Source organism: Pigmentiphaga sp. NML030171 (genome assembly GCF_002188635.1).
GTDB lineage: Bacteria > Pseudomonadota > Gammaproteobacteria > Burkholderiales > Burkholderiaceae_B > Pigmentiphaga > Pigmentiphaga daeguensis.
The window spans coordinates 96308-117277 of sequence record NZ_NINX01000032.1 but is presented as its reverse complement, the minus strand read 5'-3'; the positions used below and the strand labels follow the sequence as shown (position 1 = coordinate 117277).

At 67.1% G+C, this 20970-nt stretch carries 21 protein-coding genes; all 21 read left to right on the top strand.

Going from position 1 to position 20970, the window contains the following annotated elements; all coding sequences use genetic code 11:
- The first annotated feature begins 154 nt into the window (after positions 1–154).
- Positions 155–4939 carry a glutamate synthase-related protein gene (locus CDO46_RS11605; RefSeq protein WP_087838622.1) on the top strand — a complete coding sequence of 1595 codons (4785 nt, stop codon included), beginning with the start codon at positions 155–157 and terminating at the stop codon, positions 4937–4939.
- Positions 4940–5037: 98 nt separating this feature from the next.
- Entirely contained in the window at positions 5038–6507 is a 1470-nt protein-coding gene (locus tag CDO46_RS11600; protein ID WP_087838621.1) for a glutamate synthase subunit beta, read from the top strand.
- A gap of 367 nt (positions 6508–6874) precedes the next feature.
- Positions 6875–7717, top strand: a complete 843-nt coding sequence (locus CDO46_RS11595) for an ABC transporter ATP-binding protein (protein WP_087838620.1) — start codon at positions 6875–6877, stop codon at positions 7715–7717.
- The gene (mlaE, locus tag CDO46_RS11590; RefSeq protein WP_087838619.1) at positions 7717–8502 is read left to right on the top strand and encodes a lipid asymmetry maintenance ABC transporter permease subunit MlaE; all 786 of its coding nucleotides are present in this window, start codon (positions 7717–7719) and stop codon (positions 8500–8502) included. The genes CDO46_RS11595 and mlaE overlap by 1 nt, the downstream gene beginning before the upstream one ends.
- Before the next feature lie 85 nt (positions 8503–8587).
- Positions 8588–9106: an outer membrane lipid asymmetry maintenance protein MlaD gene (gene mlaD, locus CDO46_RS11585; RefSeq protein ID WP_087838618.1), complete on the top strand. Its 519-nt coding sequence runs from the start codon at positions 8588–8590 to the stop codon at positions 9104–9106.
- Between the two features lie 16 nt (positions 9107–9122).
- Complete coding sequence (locus CDO46_RS11580; protein WP_087838745.1) at positions 9123–9908, top strand: VacJ family lipoprotein; 786 nt, start codon at positions 9123–9125, stop codon at positions 9906–9908.
- 23 nt (positions 9909–9931) lie between these two features.
- Entirely contained in the window at positions 9932–10582 is a 651-nt protein-coding gene (locus CDO46_RS11575) for a phospholipid-binding protein MlaC (RefSeq protein ID WP_254914584.1), read from the top strand.
- Between the two features lie 207 nt (positions 10583–10789).
- Positions 10790–11779: an ABC transporter ATP-binding protein gene (locus tag CDO46_RS11570; RefSeq protein ID WP_087838617.1), complete on the top strand. Its 990-nt coding sequence runs from the start codon at positions 10790–10792 to the stop codon at positions 11777–11779.
- Positions 11776–12633 (top strand): ABC transporter permease, encoded by an 858-nt coding sequence (locus CDO46_RS11565; RefSeq protein WP_087838616.1) that lies wholly within the window; start codon positions 11776–11778, stop codon positions 12631–12633. The genes CDO46_RS11570 and CDO46_RS11565 overlap by 4 nt, the downstream gene beginning before the upstream one ends.
- Positions 12634–12637: 4 nt before the next feature.
- Positions 12638–12883: a BolA family protein gene (locus CDO46_RS11560; protein WP_087838615.1), complete on the top strand. Its 246-nt coding sequence runs from the start codon at positions 12638–12640 to the stop codon at positions 12881–12883.
- Entirely contained in the window at positions 12883–14163 is a 1281-nt protein-coding gene (murA, locus tag CDO46_RS11555) for a UDP-N-acetylglucosamine 1-carboxyvinyltransferase (RefSeq protein WP_087838614.1), read from the top strand. Before CDO46_RS11560 ends, murA begins: the two co-directional genes overlap by 1 nt.
- Positions 14160–14849 carry an ATP phosphoribosyltransferase gene (hisG, locus tag CDO46_RS11550; protein ID WP_087838613.1) on the top strand — a complete coding sequence of 230 codons (690 nt, stop codon included), beginning with the start codon at positions 14160–14162 and terminating at the stop codon, positions 14847–14849. Before murA ends, hisG begins: the two co-directional genes overlap by 4 nt.
- Positions 14850–14983: 134 nt before the next feature.
- Positions 14984–16297 (top strand): histidinol dehydrogenase, encoded by a 1314-nt coding sequence (gene hisD / locus CDO46_RS11545; protein WP_087838612.1) that lies wholly within the window; start codon positions 14984–14986, stop codon positions 16295–16297.
- 38 nt (positions 16298–16335) lie between these two features.
- Positions 16336–16923, top strand: coding sequence for an imidazoleglycerol-phosphate dehydratase HisB (gene hisB, locus CDO46_RS11540; protein ID WP_087838611.1), 588 nt, complete (start codon positions 16336–16338; stop codon positions 16921–16923).
- A gap of 83 nt (positions 16924–17006) precedes the next feature.
- A complete protein-coding gene (hisH, locus tag CDO46_RS11535) occupies positions 17007–17639 on the top strand; it encodes an imidazole glycerol phosphate synthase subunit HisH (RefSeq protein WP_087838610.1) in 633 nt (210 codons plus the stop codon).
- A gap of 81 nt (positions 17640–17720) precedes the next feature.
- The gene (gene hisA, locus CDO46_RS11530) at positions 17721–18473 is read left to right on the top strand and encodes a 1-(5-phosphoribosyl)-5-[(5-phosphoribosylamino)methylideneamino]imidazole-4-carboxamide isomerase (RefSeq protein WP_087838609.1); all 753 of its coding nucleotides are present in this window, start codon (positions 17721–17723) and stop codon (positions 18471–18473) included.
- Positions 18474–18649: 176 nt separating this feature from the next.
- Positions 18650–19429 (top strand): imidazole glycerol phosphate synthase subunit HisF, encoded by a 780-nt coding sequence (gene hisF, locus CDO46_RS11525; RefSeq protein ID WP_087838608.1) that lies wholly within the window; start codon positions 18650–18652, stop codon positions 19427–19429.
- The gene (gene hisI / locus CDO46_RS11520; RefSeq protein WP_087838607.1) at positions 19429–19854 is read left to right on the top strand and encodes a phosphoribosyl-AMP cyclohydrolase; all 426 of its coding nucleotides are present in this window, start codon (positions 19429–19431) and stop codon (positions 19852–19854) included. The genes hisF and hisI overlap by 1 nt, the downstream gene beginning before the upstream one ends.
- The gene (locus tag CDO46_RS11515; RefSeq protein WP_087838606.1) at positions 19851–20192 is read left to right on the top strand and encodes a phosphoribosyl-ATP diphosphatase; all 342 of its coding nucleotides are present in this window, start codon (positions 19851–19853) and stop codon (positions 20190–20192) included. The genes hisI and CDO46_RS11515 overlap by 4 nt, the downstream gene beginning before the upstream one ends.
- A gap of 1 nt (position 20193) precedes the next feature.
- Positions 20194–20547 (top strand): histidine triad nucleotide-binding protein, encoded by a 354-nt coding sequence (locus CDO46_RS11510; RefSeq protein ID WP_087838605.1) that lies wholly within the window; start codon positions 20194–20196, stop codon positions 20545–20547.
- Positions 20548–20608: 61 nt separating this feature from the next.
- Complete coding sequence (gene tatA, locus CDO46_RS11505; protein WP_087838604.1) at positions 20609–20848, top strand: Sec-independent protein translocase subunit TatA; 240 nt, start codon at positions 20609–20611, stop codon at positions 20846–20848.
- The last annotated feature ends 122 nt before the right edge of the window (positions 20849–20970 follow it).

Here is a 20970-nt window from a genome sequence, read left to right as displayed (position 1 = left end):
GGACGTTCCCCTTTTTATTTTTCTTGCAGCCCCTGGTGCGCCGCAGTATCGTCGTTTTCCCCTGGCGCTGCTCCTGTGCGCGCCGGGTTCGGAATTCCCGATGTCCAGTACCCGGATTCGTGCCCGGCACGCGAGTCCTCCAGCGGAGCGCACCATGCCCCTATCCAGCCAGGATCACCTCTCGGCCCCGTTGTCCCGGACGGCCGTCATCGACGCTTCGCGCATCGGCCTGCCCGCGCCGCGCCAGCCGGACGCCCAGGGCCTGTACGACCCGTCCAACGAACACGACGCCTGTGGCGTGGGTTTCGTGGCCCACATCAAGGGCCAGAAAAGCCATTCCATCATCCAGCAGGGCCTGAAGATCCTCGAGAACATCGACCACCGCGGCGCGGTGGGCGCCGATCCCCTCATGGGCGATGGCGCCGGCATCCTGATCCAGATCCCCGATGCGCTGTACCGCGAGGAAATGGCCGCCCAGGGCGTGGTCCTGCCCGCTCCCGGGGAATACGGGGTGGCGATGGTGTTCCTGCCCCAGGAAATAGGGTCGCGGCTGGCCTGTGAGGCCGAGCTCGAGCGCGCCGTGCGCGCCGAGGGCCAGGTGGTGCTGGGCTGGCGCGACGTGCCCATCGACAAGGACATGCCGATGTCGCCCAACGTGAAGAGCATGGAACCGGTCATCCGGCAGCTCTTCATCGGCCGGGGCGGCGACGTCATGGTGCCCGACGCGCTCGAGCGCAAGCTGTATGTCATCCGCAAGATGGCCTCGCACGCCATCCAGAAGATGCACCTGAAGCACGGCAAGGAATACTTCGTGCCGTCCATCTCCAGCCGCACCGTGGTCTACAAGGGCCTGCTGCTGGCCGACCAGGTGGGCCGCTACTACCGCGACCTGGCCGACGCGCGCGCCGTCACGGCGCTGGCCCTGGTGCACCAGCGTTTCTCCACCAACACCTTCCCCGCCTGGCCGCTGGCCCACCCCTATCGCCTGATCGCCCACAACGGCGAGATCAACACGGTCAAGGGCAACTTCAACTGGCTGCGCGCCCGCGAAGGCGTGATGCAGTCGCCGGTGCTGGGCGAGGACCTGAAGAAGCTCTATCCCATCGTCTACGAAGGCCAGTCCGACACCGCCACGTTCGACAACTGCCTCGAACTGCTGGTCATGTCCGGCTATTCCATCTCGCACGCCATGATGATGATGATTCCCGAGGCCTGGGAACAGCATGCCGAGATGGACGAGGCGCGCCGTGCCTTCTATGAATACCATGCCGCGATGATGGAACCCTGGGACGGCCCGGCCGCCATCGCCTTCACCGACGGCCGCCAGATCGGCGCCACGCTGGACCGCAACGGCCTGCGCCCGGCGCGCTACATCGTCACCGACGACGACCTGGTCATCATGGCTTCGGAGTCGGGCGTGCTGCCGGTCCCGCAAAGCAAGATCGTCAAGAAGTGGCGCCTGCAGCCGGGCAAGATGTTCCTGATCGACCTGGAGCTCGGCCGCATCATCGACGACAAGGAACTGAAGGACCAGCTCGCCAACAGCAAGCCGTACCGCCAGTGGATCGAGCGCATCCGCATCAAGCTGGACACGCTGCCCGAACCCGTCCGCGAAGAGGTCGAGGAAGGCCGCTCGTCCGTGCCCATGCTCGACCGGCAGCAGGCATTCGGCTGGACGCAGGAGGACTACAAGTTCATCCTGCGCCCCATGGCCGCGCTGGGCGAGGAAACCACGGGCTCGATGGGCAACGACGCGCCGCTGGCCGTGCTGTCCAACAAGAACAAGAGCCTCTACAACTACTTCCGCCAGCTGTTCGCGCAGGTCACCAACCCGCCCATCGACCCCATCCGCGAAAACATGGTGATGTCGCTGGTGTCGTTCATCGGGCCCAAGCCCAACGTGCTCGACATCAACAACGTGAACCCGCCGCTGCGCCTGGAAGTGGCGCAGCCGGTGCTGGACTTCGCCGACATGGCGCAGATCCGCCACATCGAGCGCGTCACGAACGGCAAGTTCAAGAGCTTCGAGCTGGACATCACCTATCCGGCCGCCTGGGGCAAGGAAGGCATCCAGGCCCGGGTCGCGGCGCTGTGCGCCCAGGCGGTGGATGCCGTCAAGAGCGGCTACAACATCCTGATCGTGTCCGACCGGCTGGTCGACGCGAACCGCGTGCCCATTCCCGCGCTGCTGGCCACCTCGGCCGTGCACCAGCATCTCATCCGCGCCGGCCTGCGCACCAGCACCGGCCTGGTGGTGGAAACCGGCTCGGCGCGCGAGGTGCATCATTTCGCGCTGCTGGGCGGCTACGGCGCCGAGGCGGTGCACCCCTACCTGGCGATGGAGGCGCTGGCCCACGAGCACGAGCACGACGCCAAGGTGCCCGTGGACAAGGCCATCTACAACTACGTCAAGGCCATCGGCAAGGGCCTGCAGAAGGTCATGTCCAAGATGGGCATCTCGACCTACATGTCGTACACCGGCGCCCAGATCTTCGAGGCCGTGGGCCTGAACCGTCCGCTGGTCGAGCAGTATTTCCCGGGCACCGCCAGCAACATCGAGGGCATCGGCATCTTCGAGGTGGCCGAGGAATCCCTGCGCATGCACAAGGCGGCCTTCGGCAATGACCCGCTGCTGGACGGCGCGCTGGACGAGGGTGGCGAATACGCCTTCCGGATCCGCGGCGAAGAGCACATGTGGACGCCGGACGCCATCGCCAAGCTGCAACATTCCACCCGTGCGGACAACTACCGCACCTACAAGGAATACGCGCAGATCATCAACGACCAGAGCAAGCGCCACATGACGCTGCGCGGCCTGTTCGAGTTCAAGTTCGACCCTGCCCACGCCATTCCGCTGGCCGAGGTCGAGCCGGCCAAGGAGATCGTCAAGCGCTTCGCGACCGGCGCGATGTCGCTGGGGTCGATCTCGACCGAGGCCCACTCGGTGCTGGCGATCGCGATGAACCGCATCGGCGGCAAGTCCAATACGGGCGAGGGCGGCGAGGACGAACTGCGCTATCGCGCCGAACTGCAGCACGGCAAGGCCGGCATCAAGGACGGCGACACCCTGGCGTCGGTGCTGGGCGCCGACCGCGTGGTGGCCGACGTGCCGCTGAAGGCCGGCGATTCGCTGCGTTCGCGCATCAAGCAGGTGGCCTCGGGACGCTTCGGCGTATCGGCCGAGTACCTGGCCAGCGCCGACCAGATCCAGATCAAGATGGCGCAGGGCGCCAAGCCCGGCGAGGGCGGCCAGCTGCCCGGCCACAAGGTGTCGGAATACATCGCCAAGCTGCGCTTCTCGGTGCCGGGAGTGGGCCTGATCTCGCCTCCGCCGCACCACGACATCTATTCCATCGAGGACCTGGCCCAGCTCATCCATGACCTGAAGAACGCCAATCCCCAGGCATCCATCTCGGTCAAGCTGGTGTCCGAGGTCGGTGTCGGCACGGTGGCCGCGGGCGTGGCCAAGGCCAAGTCCGACCACGTGGTGATCGCCGGCCACGACGGCGGCACCGGCGCTTCGCCCGTGTCGTCGATCAAGCATGCCGGCACGCCGTGGGAACTGGGCCTGGCCGAGACGCAGCAGACCCTGGTGCTGAACCACCTGCGCGGCCGTATCCGCGTGCAGGCCGACGGCCAGATGAAGACCGGCCGCGACGTCGTGATTGGCGCGTTGCTGGGCGCCGACGAATTCGGGTTCGCCACCGCGCCGCTGGTGGTCGAAGGCTGCATCATGATGCGCAAGTGCCACCTGAATACCTGCCCGGTGGGCGTGGCCACGCAGGATCCCGTCCTGCGCGCCAAGTTCCAGGGCAAGCCCGAGCACGTCGTCAACTTCTTCTTCTTCATCGCCGAGGAAGTGCGCGAAATCATGGCCCAGCTGGGCATACGCAAGTTCGACGACCTGATCGGCCGTTCCGACCTGCTCGACATGCGTGCCGGCATCGAACACTGGAAGGCGCGCGGCCTGGACTTCAGCCGCGTGTTCCACCAGCCGCGCGTGGCGGCCGACGTGGCCCGCCTGCACGTGGATGAACAGGACCACGGCCTGGCCAAGGCGCTGGACCACCAGTTGATCGAGCGTGCGCGTCCCGCCATCGAGCGTGGCGAGAAGGTCTCGTTCATCACGACGGTGCGCAACGTGAACCGCACCATCGGCGCCATGCTATCCGGCATGGTGGCGCGCAAGTACGGCTACGAGGGCCTGCCCGACGACACCATCCACATCCAGTGCAACGGCACCGCCGGCCAGAGCTTCGGTGCCTTCCTGGCCCATGGCGTGACGCTGGACCTGGTGGGCGACGGCAACGACTACGTCGGCAAGGGACTGTCCGGCGGCCGCATCATCGTGCGCTCGCCCAATGATTTCCGCGGCCATGGGCCCGAGCACATCATCGTCGGCAATACCGTGCTGTACGGCGCGCTGTCGGGCGAGGCCTACTTCAACGGCGTGGCGGGCGAGCGCTTCGCGGTGCGCAACTCGGGCGCCGCGGCGGTGGTGGAAGGCGTGGGCGACCACGGCTGCGAATACATGACCGGCGGCACCGTGGTGGTGCTGGGCGAGACCGGCCGCAACTTCGCCGCGGGCATGTCGGGCGGCGTGGCCTACGTCTACGACCCGGACGGCGCCTTCCGTCTGCGCGCCAACATGGCCATGGTCGAGCTCGAGGAAGTCGTTCCCGCGGCGGTCCAGGAGAAGGAAGGTTCGCAGCGCCTGTGGCACAGCATGGTGCGGGGCGGCGAGCGGGATACCGACGAGGCCATCCTGCGCCGCCTGGTCGAGAACCATTTCCGCTACACCGGCAGCTTCCGCGCCCGCGACATCATGGATGCCTGGGAGACCGCCCGCACCCGGTTCGTCAAGGTCATGCCGACGGAGTACCGGCGCGCGCTGGGCGAAATGTGGGATGCCCGGAATCCGCAGAAGCTGGCCGCCTAGGCACGCCCTGCCGCCGGGAGGCGGCGTGAACCGTAATGAAGAATCGGAGCCGGCGCGGCGCACGCGCCGGCTCCAAACAGGATAGTCAGGAAAGAGCCATGGGTAAGGTCACCGGATTTCTGGAATACCAGCGTCTGCAGGAAGCCGCGGAAGCGCCTGAGCAGCGCGTCAAGCACTGGAAGGAATTCGTCCTCCATCTGAACACCGAGCAGGCCAAGCAGCAGGGTGCCCGGTGCATGGACTGCGGCATTCCGTTCTGCACGAACGGCTGTCCGGTCAACAACATCATTCCCGACTGGAATGACCTGGTGTACAGGCAGAACTGGAAGCAGGCGCTGGCGGTGCTGCATTCCACCAACAATTTTCCCGAGTTCACCGGGCGCATCTGTCCGGCGCCCTGCGAGGCGGCGTGTACCCTCAATATCAACAGCGATGCCGTCGGCATCAAGTCGATCGAGCACGCCATCATCGACCACGGCTGGGAGCACGGCTGGGTGGTGCCGGCCTCGCCCAAGGCCAAGACGGGCAAGAAAGTCGCGGTGGTCGGCTCCGGCCCCGCGGGGCTGGCCTGCGCGCAGCAACTGGCGCGCGCCGGCCACGACGTGACCGTGTTCGAGAAAAGCGACCGCATCGGCGGGCTGCTGCGCTACGGCATCCCCGACTTCAAGCTGGAAAAGTGGCAGATCGACCGCCGCATGGCGCAGATGGAGCAGGAAGGCGTCGTGTTCCGTCCCTCGACGTTCGTGGGGCGGCCCGAGGACGCCAAGGCGCTGGGCATCTCCGCCACCGTGAAGACGCCGCAGGAACTGCAAGCCGAGTTCGACGCCATCGTCGTGTCGGGCGGGGCGGAAACCCCGCGCGACCTGCCGGTGCCGGGCCGCGAACTGCAGGGCGTGCATTTCGCGATGGATTTCCTGCGGCAGCAGAACAAGGTGGTGGCGGGCGACAAGCTCAAGGACCAGATCATGGCCACCGGCAAGCACGTCATCGTGATCGGCGGCGGCGACACGGGCTCGGACTGCGTGGGCACCAGCAACCGCCATGGCGCGGCGTCCGTCACCCAGTTCGAGGTCATGCCGCAGCCCCCGGTATCCGAGAACAAGGAACTGACCTGGCCGTACTGGCCGCTGAAGCTGCGCACCTCCTCGTCCCACGAAGAGGGCGTGGACCGCGACTGGGCGGTGTCGACCAAGGCCTTCAAGGGCAAGAACGGCAAGGTGACCTCGCTCGTGGCCTGCCGCGTCGAGTGGGTGCGCGGCGACAACGGTCAGATGAAGATGGTCGAGGTCGAGGGCTCCGAGTTCGAGTTGCCCGCCGACCTGGTGCTGTTCGCCATGGGGTTCGTGTCGCCCGTGCAGCAGGTGCTGGAAGCCTTCGGTGTCGAGCGCGATGCCCGGGGCAACGCGCGGGCCAATACCGACGACTACCGCACCAACGTCGACAAGGTCTTCGCGGCCGGCGACATGCGGCGCGGCCAGTCGCTGGTGGTCTGGGCCATCCGCGAAGGCCGCCAGTGCGCGGCCTCGGTCGATACCTTCCTGATGGGGGCGACCGAGCTGCCTCGCTGACATTAATCCGCGCTTAAAAGCGCGGTGGCATCATGCCCCGAGTCGTCCGGCCGGACCTCGGGGCGTTTTTCATGTGGATACACCGGCGAGCCGGGCGTTTGTTGTAAAAACGTAAACCGGCGCGGGGCGCCGTGGTTCATAATCTGCACTCTTCCATGGGCCATGCCGGGCTTCGGCGCGCCATGGACAGGACGAGCATGCGCCGCCGGCAAATCGCGGCGTATGCGCCGGGGGACAAAACCCGCTGCTGCCTAAGGGTTAGCACGGTGCCCAGGCGTGCTGCTGTTAGAATCCCCCGCTGGATTCCCCTCGAACCCACCGGTTTTTTGCAAGCAACGCCCATCTTTTCAACTCTTCTTGCCTCTACATGCCTGATTCGGCACGATCTACGCATTCCCCCACCGATGTGGCGCTAGCCTTCGACGGCCTGTCGGTGGGCTATGGCGACCGTGTCATCCTGCGGGACGTCGACATGCAGGTCCGTCGCGGGCAGGTGGTGGCCATCATGGGCGGCTCCGGGTCGGGCAAGACCACGCTGCTGCGCGCGGCCACGGGCCAGTTGCCGCCCCAGGCGGGCAGGGCGTTTGTGCTGGGCGAGGATATCGGGCAGTTGTCGGGCGACCGCCTGTTCGATCTGCGCAAGCGCATGGGCGTGCTGTTCCAGCAGGGGGCGCTGTTCACGGACCTGGACGTCTATGAGAACGTGGCGTTCCCGTTGCGCGAGCACACCTCCATGACCGAACAGCAAATCCTGGAACGGGTGTTGTCCAAGCTGGACGCCGTGGGCCTGAAGGCGGCCGCCTTCCTGCGGACCTCGGAAATCTCGGGCGGCATGGCGCGCCGGGTCGCGCTGGCGCGAGCCGTGGTGCTGGAACCCGAGCTGATCCTGTATGACGAACCGTTCGCCGGCCTGGACCCCATCTCCATGGGCGTGACCGCCCAGTTGATCCGGACCATGACCGACCGGCTGGGCTGCGCGTCGGTGCTGATCACGCACGACGTGCAGGAGTCCTTCCACATCACGGACCAGGTCTACCTGCTGGGGCGCGGGACCGTCGTCGCCGGCGGTACGCCGGCCGAACTGTCCGCGTCGCAGGATCCGTTCGTGCACCAGTTCCTCCACGGCGAGCCCGACGGCCCGGTGGCTTTCCAGTATCCCGAAACGCCTGCCTACCAGGCCTGGCTCGAGCGCCAGCGGAGGGTGCGCTGATGGCCCTGACCCGTTTCCTGATCTCGGTGGGCGCCGGCACGCGCGCATCGCTGGTCGGCCTGGGCACCTTTGCCCGGTTTTTCATCGAGTTGCTGTTCAAGAGCGGCACCGCGCTGCGCCGTCCGCGGCTGGTGGTGCAGCAGATCCACTTCATCGGCAACTATTCGCTGGTGATCATCGCCGTATCCGGCCTGTTCGTCGGCTTCGTGCTGGGGCTGCAGGGGTACTACACCCTGAACCGCTACGGTTCCGAGCAGGCGCTGGGCCTGCTGGTCGCGCTCAGCCTGGTGCGTGAGCTGGGCCCGGTCGTGACCGCGCTGCTGTTCGCCGGCCGAGCCGGCACCTCGCTGACCGCCGAAATCGGCCTGATGAAGGCGGGCGAGCAACTGTCGGCCATGGAGGTCATGGCCGTGGATCCCGTGCGCCGGGTGCTGGCGCCGCGCTTCTGGGGCGGCATCATCGCCATGCCGCTGCTGGCGGCGGTGTTTTCCGCGGTCGGTATCCTGGGCGGCTGGGGCGTGGGCGTGCTGCTCATCGGCGTGGATGACGGCGCCTTCTGGTCGCAAATGCAGAATGGCGTCGATGTCTGGAAGGACGTGGGCAACGGCGTGCTCAAGAGCATCGTCTTCGGGGTGGCGGTCACGCTGATCGCGCTCTACCAGGGCTATTACGCCAAGGCCACGCCCGAGGGCGTGTCGCGCGCGACCACGCGTACCGTCGTGGCCGGGTCGCTGGCGGTGCTGGGCCTGGACTTCCTGCTGACGGCCTGGATGTTCGGCAACTAAACAAGGCGCGGCGCCCGTCGGGCGGCCGTTGCAAGCAATTGGCTTAGGGACCCGCCGCGTGGGCGGGGTACCGGAGGAATACGAGATGTCGCGAGAAAAAGTCGATCTCTGGGTGGGAATATTCGTGCTGGTGGGCGCACTCGCCCTGGTCTTCCTGGCCTTGAAGGCAGGCAACCTGCTGAGCGTGCTGTCGGTGGGCAAGACCTATGCGGTGACGGCCAATTTCGACAACATCGGTGGGCTCAAGCCGCGCGCGGCGGTCAAGAGCGCCGGCGTGGTCGTGGGGCGGGTGTCCAGCATCGCGTTCGACGACAAGATGTTCCAGGGCGTGGTCACGCTGGACCTGGACGCGCGCTACCAGTTTCCCACCGATTCGTCCGCCAAGATCCTGACCTCGGGGCTGCTGGGCGAGCAGTACATCGGCATCGAACCGGGCGGCGACGACAAGAATTTCGCCCCCGGCGACAAGATCCGCTATACCCAGAGCGCGGTCGTGCTGGAGAACCTGATCAGCCAGTTCCTCTACAGCAAGGCTGCCGAGGGTGGTACCGGCAAGCCGGCGGAAGGCGGTTCCGCGGGCTCGGCAGAGCCCGCCGCGAAATGACGACGAGTGTATGAAGATGAATAAGAAAATCCTGGCATTGATGCTGGCGGCAGGGCTGGCGGGCTGTGCCACCGCCCCGGAAGGGCGGCCGGCCGACCCGCGGGATCCCCTGGAGGGATTCAACCGCAGCATGTACAAGTTCAACGACACGGTCGATCGCGCCGTGCTCAAGCCGGTGGCGCAGGGCTACGTGAACGTGGTGCCGTCGCCGGTGCGAAGCTGCGTGCGCAACATGTTCGCCAACGTGGGCGACGTGATGTCGGCCATCAACAGCTTCCTGCAGAACCGTGCGCCGGACGGCATCAACACCACCTTCCGCGTCCTGCTGAACACTACGATGGGCGTGTTCGGCTGCTTTGACCTCGCCACGCAGAACGGCCTGCCCCGCAACAAGGCCGATTTCGGGCAGACCCTGGGCGTCTGGGGCGTCGGCGCCGGCCCGTACCTGGTGCTGCCGCTGCTGGGGCCCAGCACCATCCGCGACGCGGGCGGCACGGCGGTCGATTTCCTGGCCGATCCGGTGGCCGTCGGCAATATCGACAACGTGCCCGTGCGCAACAGCGTCTACGGCCTGCGTGTCGTGAACGCGCGCGCCAACCTGCTCGAAGTGGGCAACCTGCTCGACCAGGTCGCCCTGGATCCCTACACCTTCACCCGCGATGCCTACCTGCAGCGGCGCGCCAGCCTGATCCGCGGCGCCAGCGGCGCGGAGGGGGCGTTGCCGGACTATTCTCTGCCCAACTACGACGACGATGACGATGCCGCGGCGCCCGCTCCGGCGTCGGGTGCACCGCAAAAGTAAGGATTTCCATGATTTCAAAAAACATGACGATGCCCGCGGCGGCCGCGCCCCGGATCCTGAACTGGCTGCTGGCGCTGGCCGCCGGCGTCATCCTGGCCATGGGCGCCATGCAGGCGGCCCGGGCGCAGGGCGCCGGTACGCCCGAGGCGCTGATCCAGCAGGTCACGGGCGAAGTGCTGGCCGCCATCAAGGCCGATCCGTCGGTGCAGTCCGGCAATCCGCAGCGCCTGCTGCAGCTGGTGGACCAGAAGATCCTGCCGTACGTCGACTTCGAAAAGACGACCCGGCTGGCCGCCGGCCGCTACTGGCGCCAGGCGACGCCCGAGCAGCAGAAGGCGCTGGTCAAGGAATTCCGCACTACCCTGGTGCGCACCTATAGCGGCGCGGTCTCGTCCGTGAAGCAGCAGACCGCGGTGGAACTGCGGCCCTCGCACTACCCGGCCGACGCCACCGACGTGGTGGTCAAGACCGTGATCAAGCAGCCGGCCGGCGATCCCATCCCCGTGGACTACCGCATGGAGAAGGCGGGCCAGGGCTGGAAGATCTACGACGTCAACGTGCTGGGCGTATGGCTGATCGAGAACTATCGCAACCAGTTCTCGCAGCAGATCGGCCAAAACGGCGTCGACGGCCTGATCAAGTCGCTGGCGGAGCGGAACGCTGCATTCAAATGACCCCCTACGCGCTGACGCGTGCCCCCAGGGGCGGCACTGGCGGACCGGCAAAGCCGGATCCGCGGTGCCCTGGGGTAGGCCGGGTAGTCAGCTCTTGCTGTTTCCGACCATCCTCTATAATGGGGAATTGCCCGGCGTTTGCCGGGATTTGCGCTTTTTAGGGGGCTGCGAGGCCCTCCCGGCGCGGTAGTGTTTTCTGATCAAGCCATGTCATCCGCCGTTCGCATCGAGCATGTTTCCAAGGTGTACCCCAGGCAGACCAGCCTGTGGCGGCGCGTGGGCGCTGGCCAGGCGGTGGATGGGTTCCAGGCGCTGAACGATGTCAGCCTGGACATCGCCCAGGGCGAATTCTTCGGGCTGCTGGGGCCGAACGGCGCGGGCAAGACCTCGCTGATCGCGATCCTGGCGGGCTTGTCGCGCGCGACCACGGGCCAGGTATCCATCTGCGGCTACGACGTCGTGTCCCAGTTCCGCGCCTCCCGCCGGGCACTGGGCGTGGTGCCGCAGGAGCTGGTGTTCGACCCGTTCTTCACGGTCCGCGAGACGCTGCGCATCCAGTCGGGCTATTTCGGGCTGCGCAACAATGACGACTGGATCGACGAGATCCTGGAAAACCTGGGCCTGACCTCCAAGGCCGACGACAACATGCGCGCGCTGTCGGGCGGCATGAAGCGGCGGGTGCTGGTGGCGCAGGCGCTGGTGCACCGGCCGCCCGTGATCGTGCTGGACGAGCCCACCGCCGGCGTGGACGTGGACCTGCGGCGTACGCTGTGGCAGTTCATCTCGCGCCTGAACCGCATGGGCCACACCATCCTGCTCACCACCCATTACCTGGAAGAGGCCGAGGAACTGTGCGGCCGCATCGCCATGCTCAAGGCCGGCCGCATCGTGGCATTGGATACCACGCGGGCGCTGCTGGCCAAGGTCGGCGGTTCGCGCCTGGTGCTGCACATGGGCGCATCGGGGTGGCCTGCGGGCAAGAGCCGCACCCTGGACGAGAAGCTGGTGCAGCGCCAGGACAACCGCGCGGTGCTGCGCCTGGACAACAGCACGGAACTGGAGTCCCTGCTGGCGCAGGTCCGCACGGCCGGCGGGATCATCGACGGCATCGAAGTGCTGCCCGCCGATCTCGAGGATGCTTTCCTGAACATCATGCACGGGGACTCCGCCTCGGCGTCGCTGGAGAAGGCGGCATGAGCGTCGTCGCACGGCCGCCCGAGAGCGGCGTTTCCACCACGGGTTCCGAGGCCGGCAAGCCGGCGGGCTTCGTCGGCCTGCAGCCCAACCTGAACGCGGGCTCCGGCTTCCTGACGTTGTTCTACAAGGAAATGCTGCGCTTCTGGAAGGTAGGATTCCAGACCGTGGGCGCGCCGGTGATGACGGCGGTGCTGTACCTGCTGATCTTCGCCCACGTGCTGGAAGGCCGCGTCACGGTGTATGGCACCGTGCCGTACACCGCCTTCCTGATCCCGGGGCTCATGATGATGAGCATGCTGCAGAACGCGTTCGCCAACTCCTCGTCGTCGCTGATGCAAAGCCGCGTCACGGGCAACCTGGTCTTCATGCTGCTGCCGCCGCTGACGCACTGGGAAGTGTTCTGGGCCTACGTGCTGGCCGCCATCGTGCGCGCCCTGTTCGTCGGGCTGGGAATCTACGCGGTGTCGCTGTTCTTCGCCGCGCCGCATTTCGCCGAACCGCTTTGGATGCTGGTGTTCGCGGTGCTGGGCAGCGGCATCATGGGCGTGCTGGGGCTGGTGGCCGGGATCTGGGCCGAGAAGTTCGACCAGATGGCGGCCTTCCAGAATTTCCTGATCATGCCGGCAACCTTCCTGTCCGGGGTATTCTATTCCGTGCACTCGCTGCCGCCGTTCTGGCAGGCGGTGTCGCACTGGAATCCGATCTTCTACACCATAGACGGCTTCCGCTACGGGTTTTTCGGGGTCTCCGACGTCACCCCCTGGCACAGCCTGGCGGTGGTCGCGGGGACGTTCCTGGTGGTGGCCGGGTTCGCGCTGCGCCTGTTGTCCACCGGCTACAAACTGCGTTACTGAAAGCATGACTCTTCCGACTCCGGAGCAGGTCCGGCAATACATCCTCGACGGACTGCCCTGTGAACATGTCGACGTGCAGGGCGATGGCCAGCACTTCGAGGCGGTCATCGTCAGCGCCGAATTCGCGGGCAAGCGCCCCATCGCGCGGCACCAACTGGTCTATGCCGCGCTGGGCGAACGCATGCGGGAAGAAATCCATGCCTTGTCGATGCGCACCCTCACTCCCCAGGAATTCAAGGCGGGCAATTAATGGATAAGCTGCAGATCACCGGCGGTCGCCCTCTGCGTGGCGAGGTCGAGGTGTCGGGGGCGAAGAACGCCGCGCTGCCTTGCCTGTGCGCGTCGCTGCTGACCGCCGATGCGGTCACGCTCGAGAACGTCCCCCAGCTCAACGACATCGGCACCACGCTGCGCCTGCTGCGCCAACTGGGCGTGAAGGCCGAGCGCGCCGGCCAGCCGGGCGACCGCGTCACGCTGGATGCCACCCGGGTCGAATCGCTGGAAGCGCCGTACGAGCTGGTCAAGACCATGCGCGCCTCGATCCTGGTGCTCGGGCCGCTGGTCGCGCGTTTCGGCGAGGCCCGGGTCAGCCTGCCCGGCGGCTGCGCCATCGGCCAGCGTCCCATCGACCAGCACATCAAGGGGCTGGCGGCGATGGGAGCCGAGATCAGCATCGAGCACGGCTTCGTCGTGGCCAGGGCCAAGCGCCTGAAGGGCGCCACCATCCGCACCGACATGATCACGGTGACCGGCACCGAAAACCTGATGATGGCGGCCGTGCTGGCCGAGGGGCTGACGGTGCTCGAGAACGCCGCGCGCGAGCCCGAGATCGTCGACCTGGCGGAACTGCTGATCAAGATGGGCGCCCGCATCAGCGGCCACGGCACGGACCGCATCGTCATCGAGGGCGTCTCGCGGTTGCACGGCACGACCCACCGGGTCATGCCGGACCGCATCGAAGCCGGCACCTTCCTGTGCGCGGTGGGCGCGGCGGGTGGCGAGATCGTGCTGCGCAACGCCGATCCGGCCAGCATGGGCGCCACGCTGGACAAGCTGGCCGAGGCCGGGCTGGCCATCGAGTGCGGTACCGACTGGGTGCAGGCGGGCATGAGTGGCCGGCCGCGCGCGGTGGGTTTCCGCACCCTGGAATATCCCGGCTTCGCGACCGACATGCAGGCCCAGCTGATGGCCCTGAATGCCATCGCAGAAGGAACCGCGGTCATCACCGAGACCATCTTCGAGAACCGCTACATGCACGTGCAGGAGTTGCGCCGGCTGGGAGCGGACATCGAGATCGACGGCCATACCGCCGTGGTCAAGGGCGTGGCCGGCCTGTCGGGCGCCACCGTCATGGCGACCGACCTGCGGGCCTCGGCCAGCCTGGTCATCGCGGGCCTGGTCGCCGACGGCCAGACCACGATAGACCGCATCTATCACCTGGACCGCGGCTACGAGCAGATGGAGCGCAAGCTGTTGCAGCTGGGCGCCGACATCCGCCGCGTGAGCGGATCCGGGGGGCAGGCACGATGAGCGCCTTCGCACCGGCCGATCCGAACACGCCCATCACCCTGGCGCTGTCCAAGGGCCGCATCTTCACCGAGACCATGCCCCTGCTGGCCGAGGCCGGCATCACGGTGGCCGAGGACCCGGAGAAGTCCCGCAAGCTGATCCTGCCGACCAGCGACCCCGGCGTGCGCATCATCATTGTGCGTGCCTCGGATGTCCCCACCTATGTCCAGTACGGCGCCGCCGACCTGGGGGTGGCCGGCAAGGACGTGCTGATCGAACATGCGGCCCAGCATCCGGGCGGCCTGTACCAGCCCGTGGACCTGCGCATCGGCAAGTGCCGGCTGTGCGTGGCCGTGCCCGAGGGTTTCGACTACGCCAGCGCGGTGCGCCAGGGCGCCCGCCTGCGCGTGGCGACCAAGTACGTGCAGGCCGCGCGCGAGCATTTCGCCGCGAAAGGAGTGCACGTCGACCTGATCAAGCTGTACGGGTCGATGGAGCTCGCGCCGCTGGTGGGGCTGGCCGACGTGATCGTCGACCTGGTATCCACCGGTGGGACATTGCGGGCCAACAACCTGGTCGCGGTCGAAGATATCATGGACATATCGTCTCGCCTGGTGGTCAACCAGGCGGCCCTGAAGACCCGGCGACACCGGTTGCAGCCTCTGATCGACGCCTTCGCGCGCGCCAGCCTGGCCATGCCGGCCTGATCTGGCGGCATCCGCGGGGCGCTCGCCGCGCGGCCGGCCCGCCGCGCCATGCAGAGGCTGCGTCGTCCATCGCTCCCGCGCCGCCGGCGCGGGGCAGGGCTGCCTTCCGGAAACCGATTTTGCAGAGCTAGCGTATGTCCCTCATCAACCGACTCGATACCCGTAGCGACGACTTCCGAGCCCGCCTGCACGCGCTGCTGGCCTTCGAAGCGTCCGAGGACGCGTCCATCGAACGCGCCGTGGCCGACATCCTGCTGGACGTCCGCACCCGTGGCGATGGCGCGGTGCTGGAATACACCCGCCGCTTCGACCGTGTACAGGCCGCGTCCATCCGCGAACTGGACATTCCCCGCGCCGACTGGATCGCGGCCCTGGAGGCGCTGCCGCGCGAGCAGCGCGCCGCCCTGGAGGCCGCCGCCGACCGCATCCGGGTCTACCACGAACGCCAGCGGGCCGAGACCTGGACCTACGCCGAGCCCGATGGCACCGTGCTGGGGCAGAAGGTCACCCCGCTCGACCGCGTGGGCCTGTACGTGCCCGGCGGCAAGGCGGCCTACCCGTCCTCGCTGCTGATGAACGCCATCCCGGCCAAGGTGGCCGGCGTGGGCGAGGTCGTCATGGTCACGCCCACGCCCGACGGCGTGCGCAATCCCATGGTGCTGGCCGCCGCCGCCATCGCCGGCGTCGACCGCGCGATCGCCATCGGCGGCGCCCAGGCGGTCGGCGCGCTGGCCTACGGCACGCCTTCCATCGTCCCGGTCGACAAGATCGTGGGCCCCGGCAATGCCTACGTCGCCGCCGCCAAGCGGCGCGTGTACGGCACGGTGGGCATAGACATGATCGCCGGCCCCAGCGAGATCCTGGTCATCTGCGACGGCGGGACGCCGGCCGACTGGATCGCCATGGATCTCTTCTCGCAGGCCGAGCACGACGAACTGGCCCAGGCCATCCTGCTGTGCCCCGACGCCGGCTACATCGCGCAGGTCGAGGCCGCCATCGCCCGGCTGCTGCCCACGATGCCGCGCGCGGACATCATCCGCACCAGCCTGGCCAACCGCGGCGCGCTGATCCTGGTGCGCGACCTGGAAGAAGCCTGCGCCATCGCCAACGACATCGCGCCCGAGCACCTGGAAATCTCCACCGCCGAGCCCGAGTGCTGGGCTGACCTGATCCGCCACGCCGGCGCGATCTTCATGGGCACCCACAGCTCGGAGTCGCTGGGCGACTACTGCGCCGGCCCCAACCACGTGCTGCCGACCTCGCGCACCGCGCGGTTCTCGTCGCCGCTGGGCGTGTACGATTTCCAGAAGCGATCCAGCCTGATCAAGGTCTCGGGCGCCGGCGCGCGGACCCTGGGGCGCGTCGCCGCCACCCTGGCCTATGGCGAAGGGCTGCAGGCGCACGCGCGCAGCGCCGAATACCGCCTGGACGACGGCAGCGCCTCGTGACGCCGCCGCCCATTCAACCCGACCATCCGGAAACGATCATGCGTACCGCCGAGATCACCCGCAACACCAACGAAACGCGCATCCGCGCGGTCGTCAACCTCGACGGCACCGGCAAGCAGAACCTGCAGACCGGCGTGCCGTTCCTGGACCACATGCTCGACCAGATCGTGCGCCATGGCCTGATCGACATCGACGTCGTGGCCGACGGCGACCTGCACATCGACGCGCACCACACGGTCGAGGACGTCGGCATCACGCTCGGCCAGGCCGTGGCCAAGGCGGTCGGCAACAAGGCCGGCATCCGCCGCTACGGCCATGCCTACGTGCCGCTGGACGAGGCGCTCTCGCGCGTGGTGGTGGATTTCTCGGGCCGCCCCGGCCTGGAGTTCCACGTTCCCTTCACGCGCGCGATGATCGGCCAGTTCGACGTCGACCTGACGCGCGAGTTCTTCCAGGGCTTCGTCAACCACGCCCTGGTGACGCTGCACATCGACAACCTGCGGGGCGTCAACGCCCACCATCAGTGCGAGACGGTGTTCAAGGCCTTCGGCCGGGCGCTGCGCATGGCGCTGGAAGTCGATCCGCGCGCCGGCGGCACCGTGCCCTCGACCAAGGGAGTCCTCTAGATGAGAACAGCCCCCACGCTCACTACGTTCGCTGCCCCCCGGGGCGGCGTGTCAGCCCCTTGGGGCGGCCCGGCGGAGCTGACATGACGCGCATAGCCATCGTCGACTACGGCATGGGCAACCTGCGCTCGGTCGCCCGGGCGCTGGAACACGTCGCGCCCGAGGCCGAGGTGCGCATCTGCAGCGATGCGGCTGGCGTGCGCGCGGCCGACCGGGTCGTGTTCCCGGGGCAGGGCGCCATGCCCGACTGCATGCGCTACCTCGAGGAAACCGGCCTGCGCGAGGCGGTGGTCGAGGCGTCCCGCAGCAAGCCCCTGTTGGGCGTGTGCGTGGGCGAACAGATGCTGTTCCAGCGCAGCGAGGAAGGGCCGGCCGACGGCCTGGGCATCTTCGAAGGGCAGGTCGTGCGCTTCGCCGGCCCGGCCTTCCAGGGGCCCGAACGGCTGAAGGTGCCCCACATGGGCTGGAACCGCGTGCGGCAGACCTTGTCCCATCCCCTGTGGGACGGCGTGGCCGACGACACCTATTTCTACTTCGTGCACAGCTACTATGTGGCCCCCGCCGATCTAGGGGTAATTGCCGGTCAATCCGATTACGGGGTCGCCTTTACCTGCGCGGTAGCCAGAGATAACATCTTCGCAACTCAGTTTCACCCTGAGAAAAGCGCAGGGGCGGGCCTGCGTATCTACCAGAATTTCGTGCGGTGGAACCCGTGAGTCCCGTTAGCCGACAAGGCCCCCTTTTTCCGTCCCGCAGCCCAGTTAGCGCCACTGATTCGAACGACATCCTGATTCGCCATGCTCCTCATTCCCGCGATTGATCTCAAAGACGGTCGTTGTGTCCGCCTGCGCCAGGGCGATCTCGACGATGCCACCGTGTTTTCCGAAGAGCCCGCCGCCATGGCCGCCCACTGGCTGGAGCAGGGCGCGCGCCGCCTCCACCTGGTGGACCTGAACGGCGCCGTGGCCGGAAAACCCAAGAACGAGGCCTCCATCAAGGCCATCCTCGACGCCGTGGGCGATGACATCCCGGTGCAGATCGGCGGCGGCATCCGCGACCTCGACACCATCGAGCGCTACCTGGACAACGGCATTTCCTACGTGATCATCGGCACCGCCGCGGTCAAGAACCCCGGGTTCCTGCATGACGCGTGCAGTGCCTTCCCCGGCCAGATCATCGTCGGCCTGGATGCCAAGGACGGCAAGGTGGCCACCGACGGCTGGAGCAAGCTGACCGGCCACGACGTGACCGACCTTGCCAAGAAGTTCGAGGACTACGGCTGCTCGTCCATCATCTACACCGACATCGGCCGCGACGGCATGCTGTCGGGCGTCAACGTCGAGGCCACGGTCAAGCTGGCCCAGCACGTGCGCATCCCGGTCATCGCCTCGGGCGGCATCGCCAACCTGACCGATATCGAGCAGCTCTGCGCCGTCGAGGACGAAGGCGTGGAAGGCGCCATCCTGGGCCGCAGCATCTACGAGGGCACGCTGGATTTCCAGGCGGCGCAGGCTCGTGCCGATGAACTAGGTACCCCCCCTACGCCCTGACGGGCGCCCCCCAGGGGGCGATGCGGGTGGACCGGCGGAGCCGGATCCACCGCATCCTGGAGGAACAACCGCGCTGATCCGCGGTGCCCAAGGTGGGCTGCGTTCTTGGGAATGGGCGTATCGTAGTGGTTGGGCGGAGGGATTCTGCGCCCGGCAACGTGTGTTTTTGGAATTCTGTGATGTTGACGCGTCGTATTATCCCTTGTCTGGACGTGACTGCTGGTCGCGTGGTCAAGGGAATCAATTTCGTGAATCTGGTCGATGCCGGGGATCCGGTGGAGATCGCGCGCCGCTATGACGACCAGGGCGCGGACGAGATCACGTTCCTGGACATCACGGCGTCGAGCGATCAGCGCGACATCATCCTGTCCGTGATCGAACAGGTCGCCTCGCAGGTGTTCATTCCGTTGACCGTGGGCGGCGGCGTGCGGCAGGTGGCGGATGTGCGCCGGCTGTTGAACGCGGGCGCCGACAAGGTGGGCATCAATACCTCGGCCGTGACCAACCCCGACCTGGTGCGCGAGGCCTCCAGCCGCTACGGCGCCCAGTGCATCGTGGTCGCCATCGACGCCAAGCGGGTGTCGGGCGAGGGCGAGGCGCCGCGCTGGGAGGTCTTCACGCATGGCGGGCGCAACGCCACCGGGCTGGATGCCGTGCAATGGGCGCGCAAGATGGCCGAGTACGGCGCGGGCGAGATCCTGCTGACCAGCATGGACCGCGACGGCACCCGGTCGGGCTTCGACCTCGCGCTGACGCGCGCGGTGTCCGACGCCGTGGCCATTCCCGTCATCGCCTCCGGCGGTGTCGGTTCGCTCAAGGACCTGGCGGACGGCATCACCGAGGGCCATGCCGATGCGGTGCTGGCCGCCAGCATCTTCCACTACGGGCAACACACGGTGCAGGAGGCCAAGCGCTTCATGGCCGACCGCGGCATACGCATGAGGCTGGACGACTGATGGATACCGCACCCCGGACTCTCTCCACCGACCAGGAAGCCTGGCTGGACGCCATCGTCTACGACGACAACGGCCTGGTGCCCGGCATCGCGCAGGACGCCACGACCGACAAGGTCATCATGTTCGCCTTCCTGAACCGCGAATCGCTGCGCGAGACGCTGCGCACCGGCAACGCCACCTACTGGTCGCGCTCGCGCAACCGTCTCTGGCGCAAGGGCGAGGAATCGGGCCACGTCCAGCGCGTGCGCGAGATCCGGCTCGACTGCGACGGCGACGTGGTGCTGCTGCGGGTCGAACAGGTGGGCGGGATCGCCTGCCATACCGGCCGCGAGCGCTGCTTCTACCGCCGCCTGGAAACCGAGGGCGGCGCGCACTGGGTCGAGACCGACCCGGTGCTGAAGGACCCGGAGAGCATCTACAAATGAACGATTTCCTGGTGCAACTGGCCGACACCATCGCCAGCCGCCGGCCAGACCGGGGCGGCTCGCCCGAGACCTCCTACGTGGCCCGCCTGCTCAGCAAGGGGCCCGACGGCATCCTCAAGAAGATCGGCGAGGAAGCCACCGAGACCGTGATGGCGGCCAAGGACGGCGTGCCGGAAAAGATCATTTACGAGACAGCCGATCTCTGGTTTCATTGCCTCGTCATGCTGGAGTATTACGGTTTGCGTCCCGAACAGGTCGTCGCCGAGCTCGCGCGGCGCGAAGGCCTGTCGGGTTTGGATGAAAAAGCCGCCCGAGCCGGCAATGCCCCGAAACAATGAGATGAGCGACAACTGTATTTTCTGCAAGATCGCGCGTGGGGAAATCCCCTCGCGCAAGGTCTACGAAGACGACGAGATCTTCGCCTTCCACGACATCAATCCCATCGCGCCGGTACACTTCCTGGTCATTCCCAAGCGGCACGTTCCATCGCTGCAGGACGTGGCCGCGAGCGACGTGCCGCTGTTGGGTAGAATGCAGGTTCTGATTCCCCGCCTGGCGCTCGAACAGGGCTGCCGCCCCGGCCCGGAAGGGGGATTCCGTCTGATGGCCAACAACGGCGCGGACGGTGGACAGGAAGTGCCGCACCTGCACTACCACGTGATAGGCGGTCCCCGCCCCTGGAAGCGCGACTGAGCCGGGCGATTTCCGCCTCTATTGACTGGACGATTTTCCGCCGCAAGGCGTGGAGCATGTAATGGGTAGCTTTAGCATTTGGCACTGGCTGGTTGTCCTGGTGATCGTGGTTCTGATCTTCGGCACCAAGAAACTGAAGAACCTCGGGCAAGACCTGGGCGGCGCCGTGAAGGGATTCAAGGAAGGGATGAAGGAAGGCGGCGACGCCGCGGCCTCCAACCCGGAAACCACGTCCGCCGACCCCAAGCGCGTCTCCGCCGACACCATCGACGTGGAAGCCAAAGAAAAAGAACGGACCTGACAGGGGTTTCCCCTCCAGATCCATCATCAACACGAAGGCGCCCCGCGCCAAGATAACCGACCCACTCCAGGGCACCGCGGATCCGGCTCTGCCGGTCCGCCAGTGCCGCCCCCTTGAGGGGG

Bases quoted from the DNA above. Each gene is read 5' to 3' on its own strand.
- CDO46_RS11605 (WP_087838622.1), top strand. From the start codon at position 155: ATGCCCCTATCCAGCCAGGATCACCTCTCGGCCCCGTTGTCCCGGACG.
- CDO46_RS11600 (WP_087838621.1), top strand. From the start codon at position 5,038: ATGGGTAAGGTCACCGGATTTCTGGAATACCAGCGTCTGCAGGAAGCC.
- CDO46_RS11595 (WP_087838620.1), top strand. From the start codon at position 6,875: ATGCCTGATTCGGCACGATCTACGCATTCCCCCACCGATGTGGCGCTA.
- mlaE (WP_087838619.1), top strand. From the start codon at position 7,717: ATGGCCCTGACCCGTTTCCTGATCTCGGTGGGCGCCGGCACGCGCGCA.
- mlaD (WP_087838618.1), top strand. From the start codon at position 8,588: ATGTCGCGAGAAAAAGTCGATCTCTGGGTGGGAATATTCGTGCTGGTG.
- CDO46_RS11580 (WP_087838745.1), top strand. From the start codon at position 9,123: ATGAATAAGAAAATCCTGGCATTGATGCTGGCGGCAGGGCTGGCGGGC.
- CDO46_RS11575 (WP_254914584.1), top strand. From the start codon at position 9,932: ATGACGATGCCCGCGGCGGCCGCGCCCCGGATCCTGAACTGGCTGCTG.
- CDO46_RS11570 (WP_087838617.1), top strand. From the start codon at position 10,790: ATGTCATCCGCCGTTCGCATCGAGCATGTTTCCAAGGTGTACCCCAGG.
- CDO46_RS11565 (WP_087838616.1), top strand. From the start codon at position 11,776: ATGAGCGTCGTCGCACGGCCGCCCGAGAGCGGCGTTTCCACCACGGGT.
- CDO46_RS11560 (WP_087838615.1), top strand. From the start codon at position 12,638: ATGACTCTTCCGACTCCGGAGCAGGTCCGGCAATACATCCTCGACGGA.
- murA (WP_087838614.1), top strand. From the start codon at position 12,883: ATGGATAAGCTGCAGATCACCGGCGGTCGCCCTCTGCGTGGCGAGGTC.
- hisG (WP_087838613.1), top strand. From the start codon at position 14,160: ATGAGCGCCTTCGCACCGGCCGATCCGAACACGCCCATCACCCTGGCG.
- hisD (WP_087838612.1), top strand. From the start codon at position 14,984: ATGTCCCTCATCAACCGACTCGATACCCGTAGCGACGACTTCCGAGCC.
- hisB (WP_087838611.1), top strand. From the start codon at position 16,336: ATGCGTACCGCCGAGATCACCCGCAACACCAACGAAACGCGCATCCGC.
- hisH (WP_087838610.1), top strand. From the start codon at position 17,007: ATGACGCGCATAGCCATCGTCGACTACGGCATGGGCAACCTGCGCTCG.
- hisA (WP_087838609.1), top strand. From the start codon at position 17,721: ATGCTCCTCATTCCCGCGATTGATCTCAAAGACGGTCGTTGTGTCCGC.
- hisI (WP_087838607.1), top strand. From the start codon at position 19,429: ATGGATACCGCACCCCGGACTCTCTCCACCGACCAGGAAGCCTGGCTG.
- CDO46_RS11515 (WP_087838606.1), top strand. From the start codon at position 19,851: ATGAACGATTTCCTGGTGCAACTGGCCGACACCATCGCCAGCCGCCGG.
- CDO46_RS11510 (WP_087838605.1), top strand. From the start codon at position 20,194: ATGAGCGACAACTGTATTTTCTGCAAGATCGCGCGTGGGGAAATCCCC.
- tatA (WP_087838604.1), top strand. From the start codon at position 20,609: ATGGGTAGCTTTAGCATTTGGCACTGGCTGGTTGTCCTGGTGATCGTG.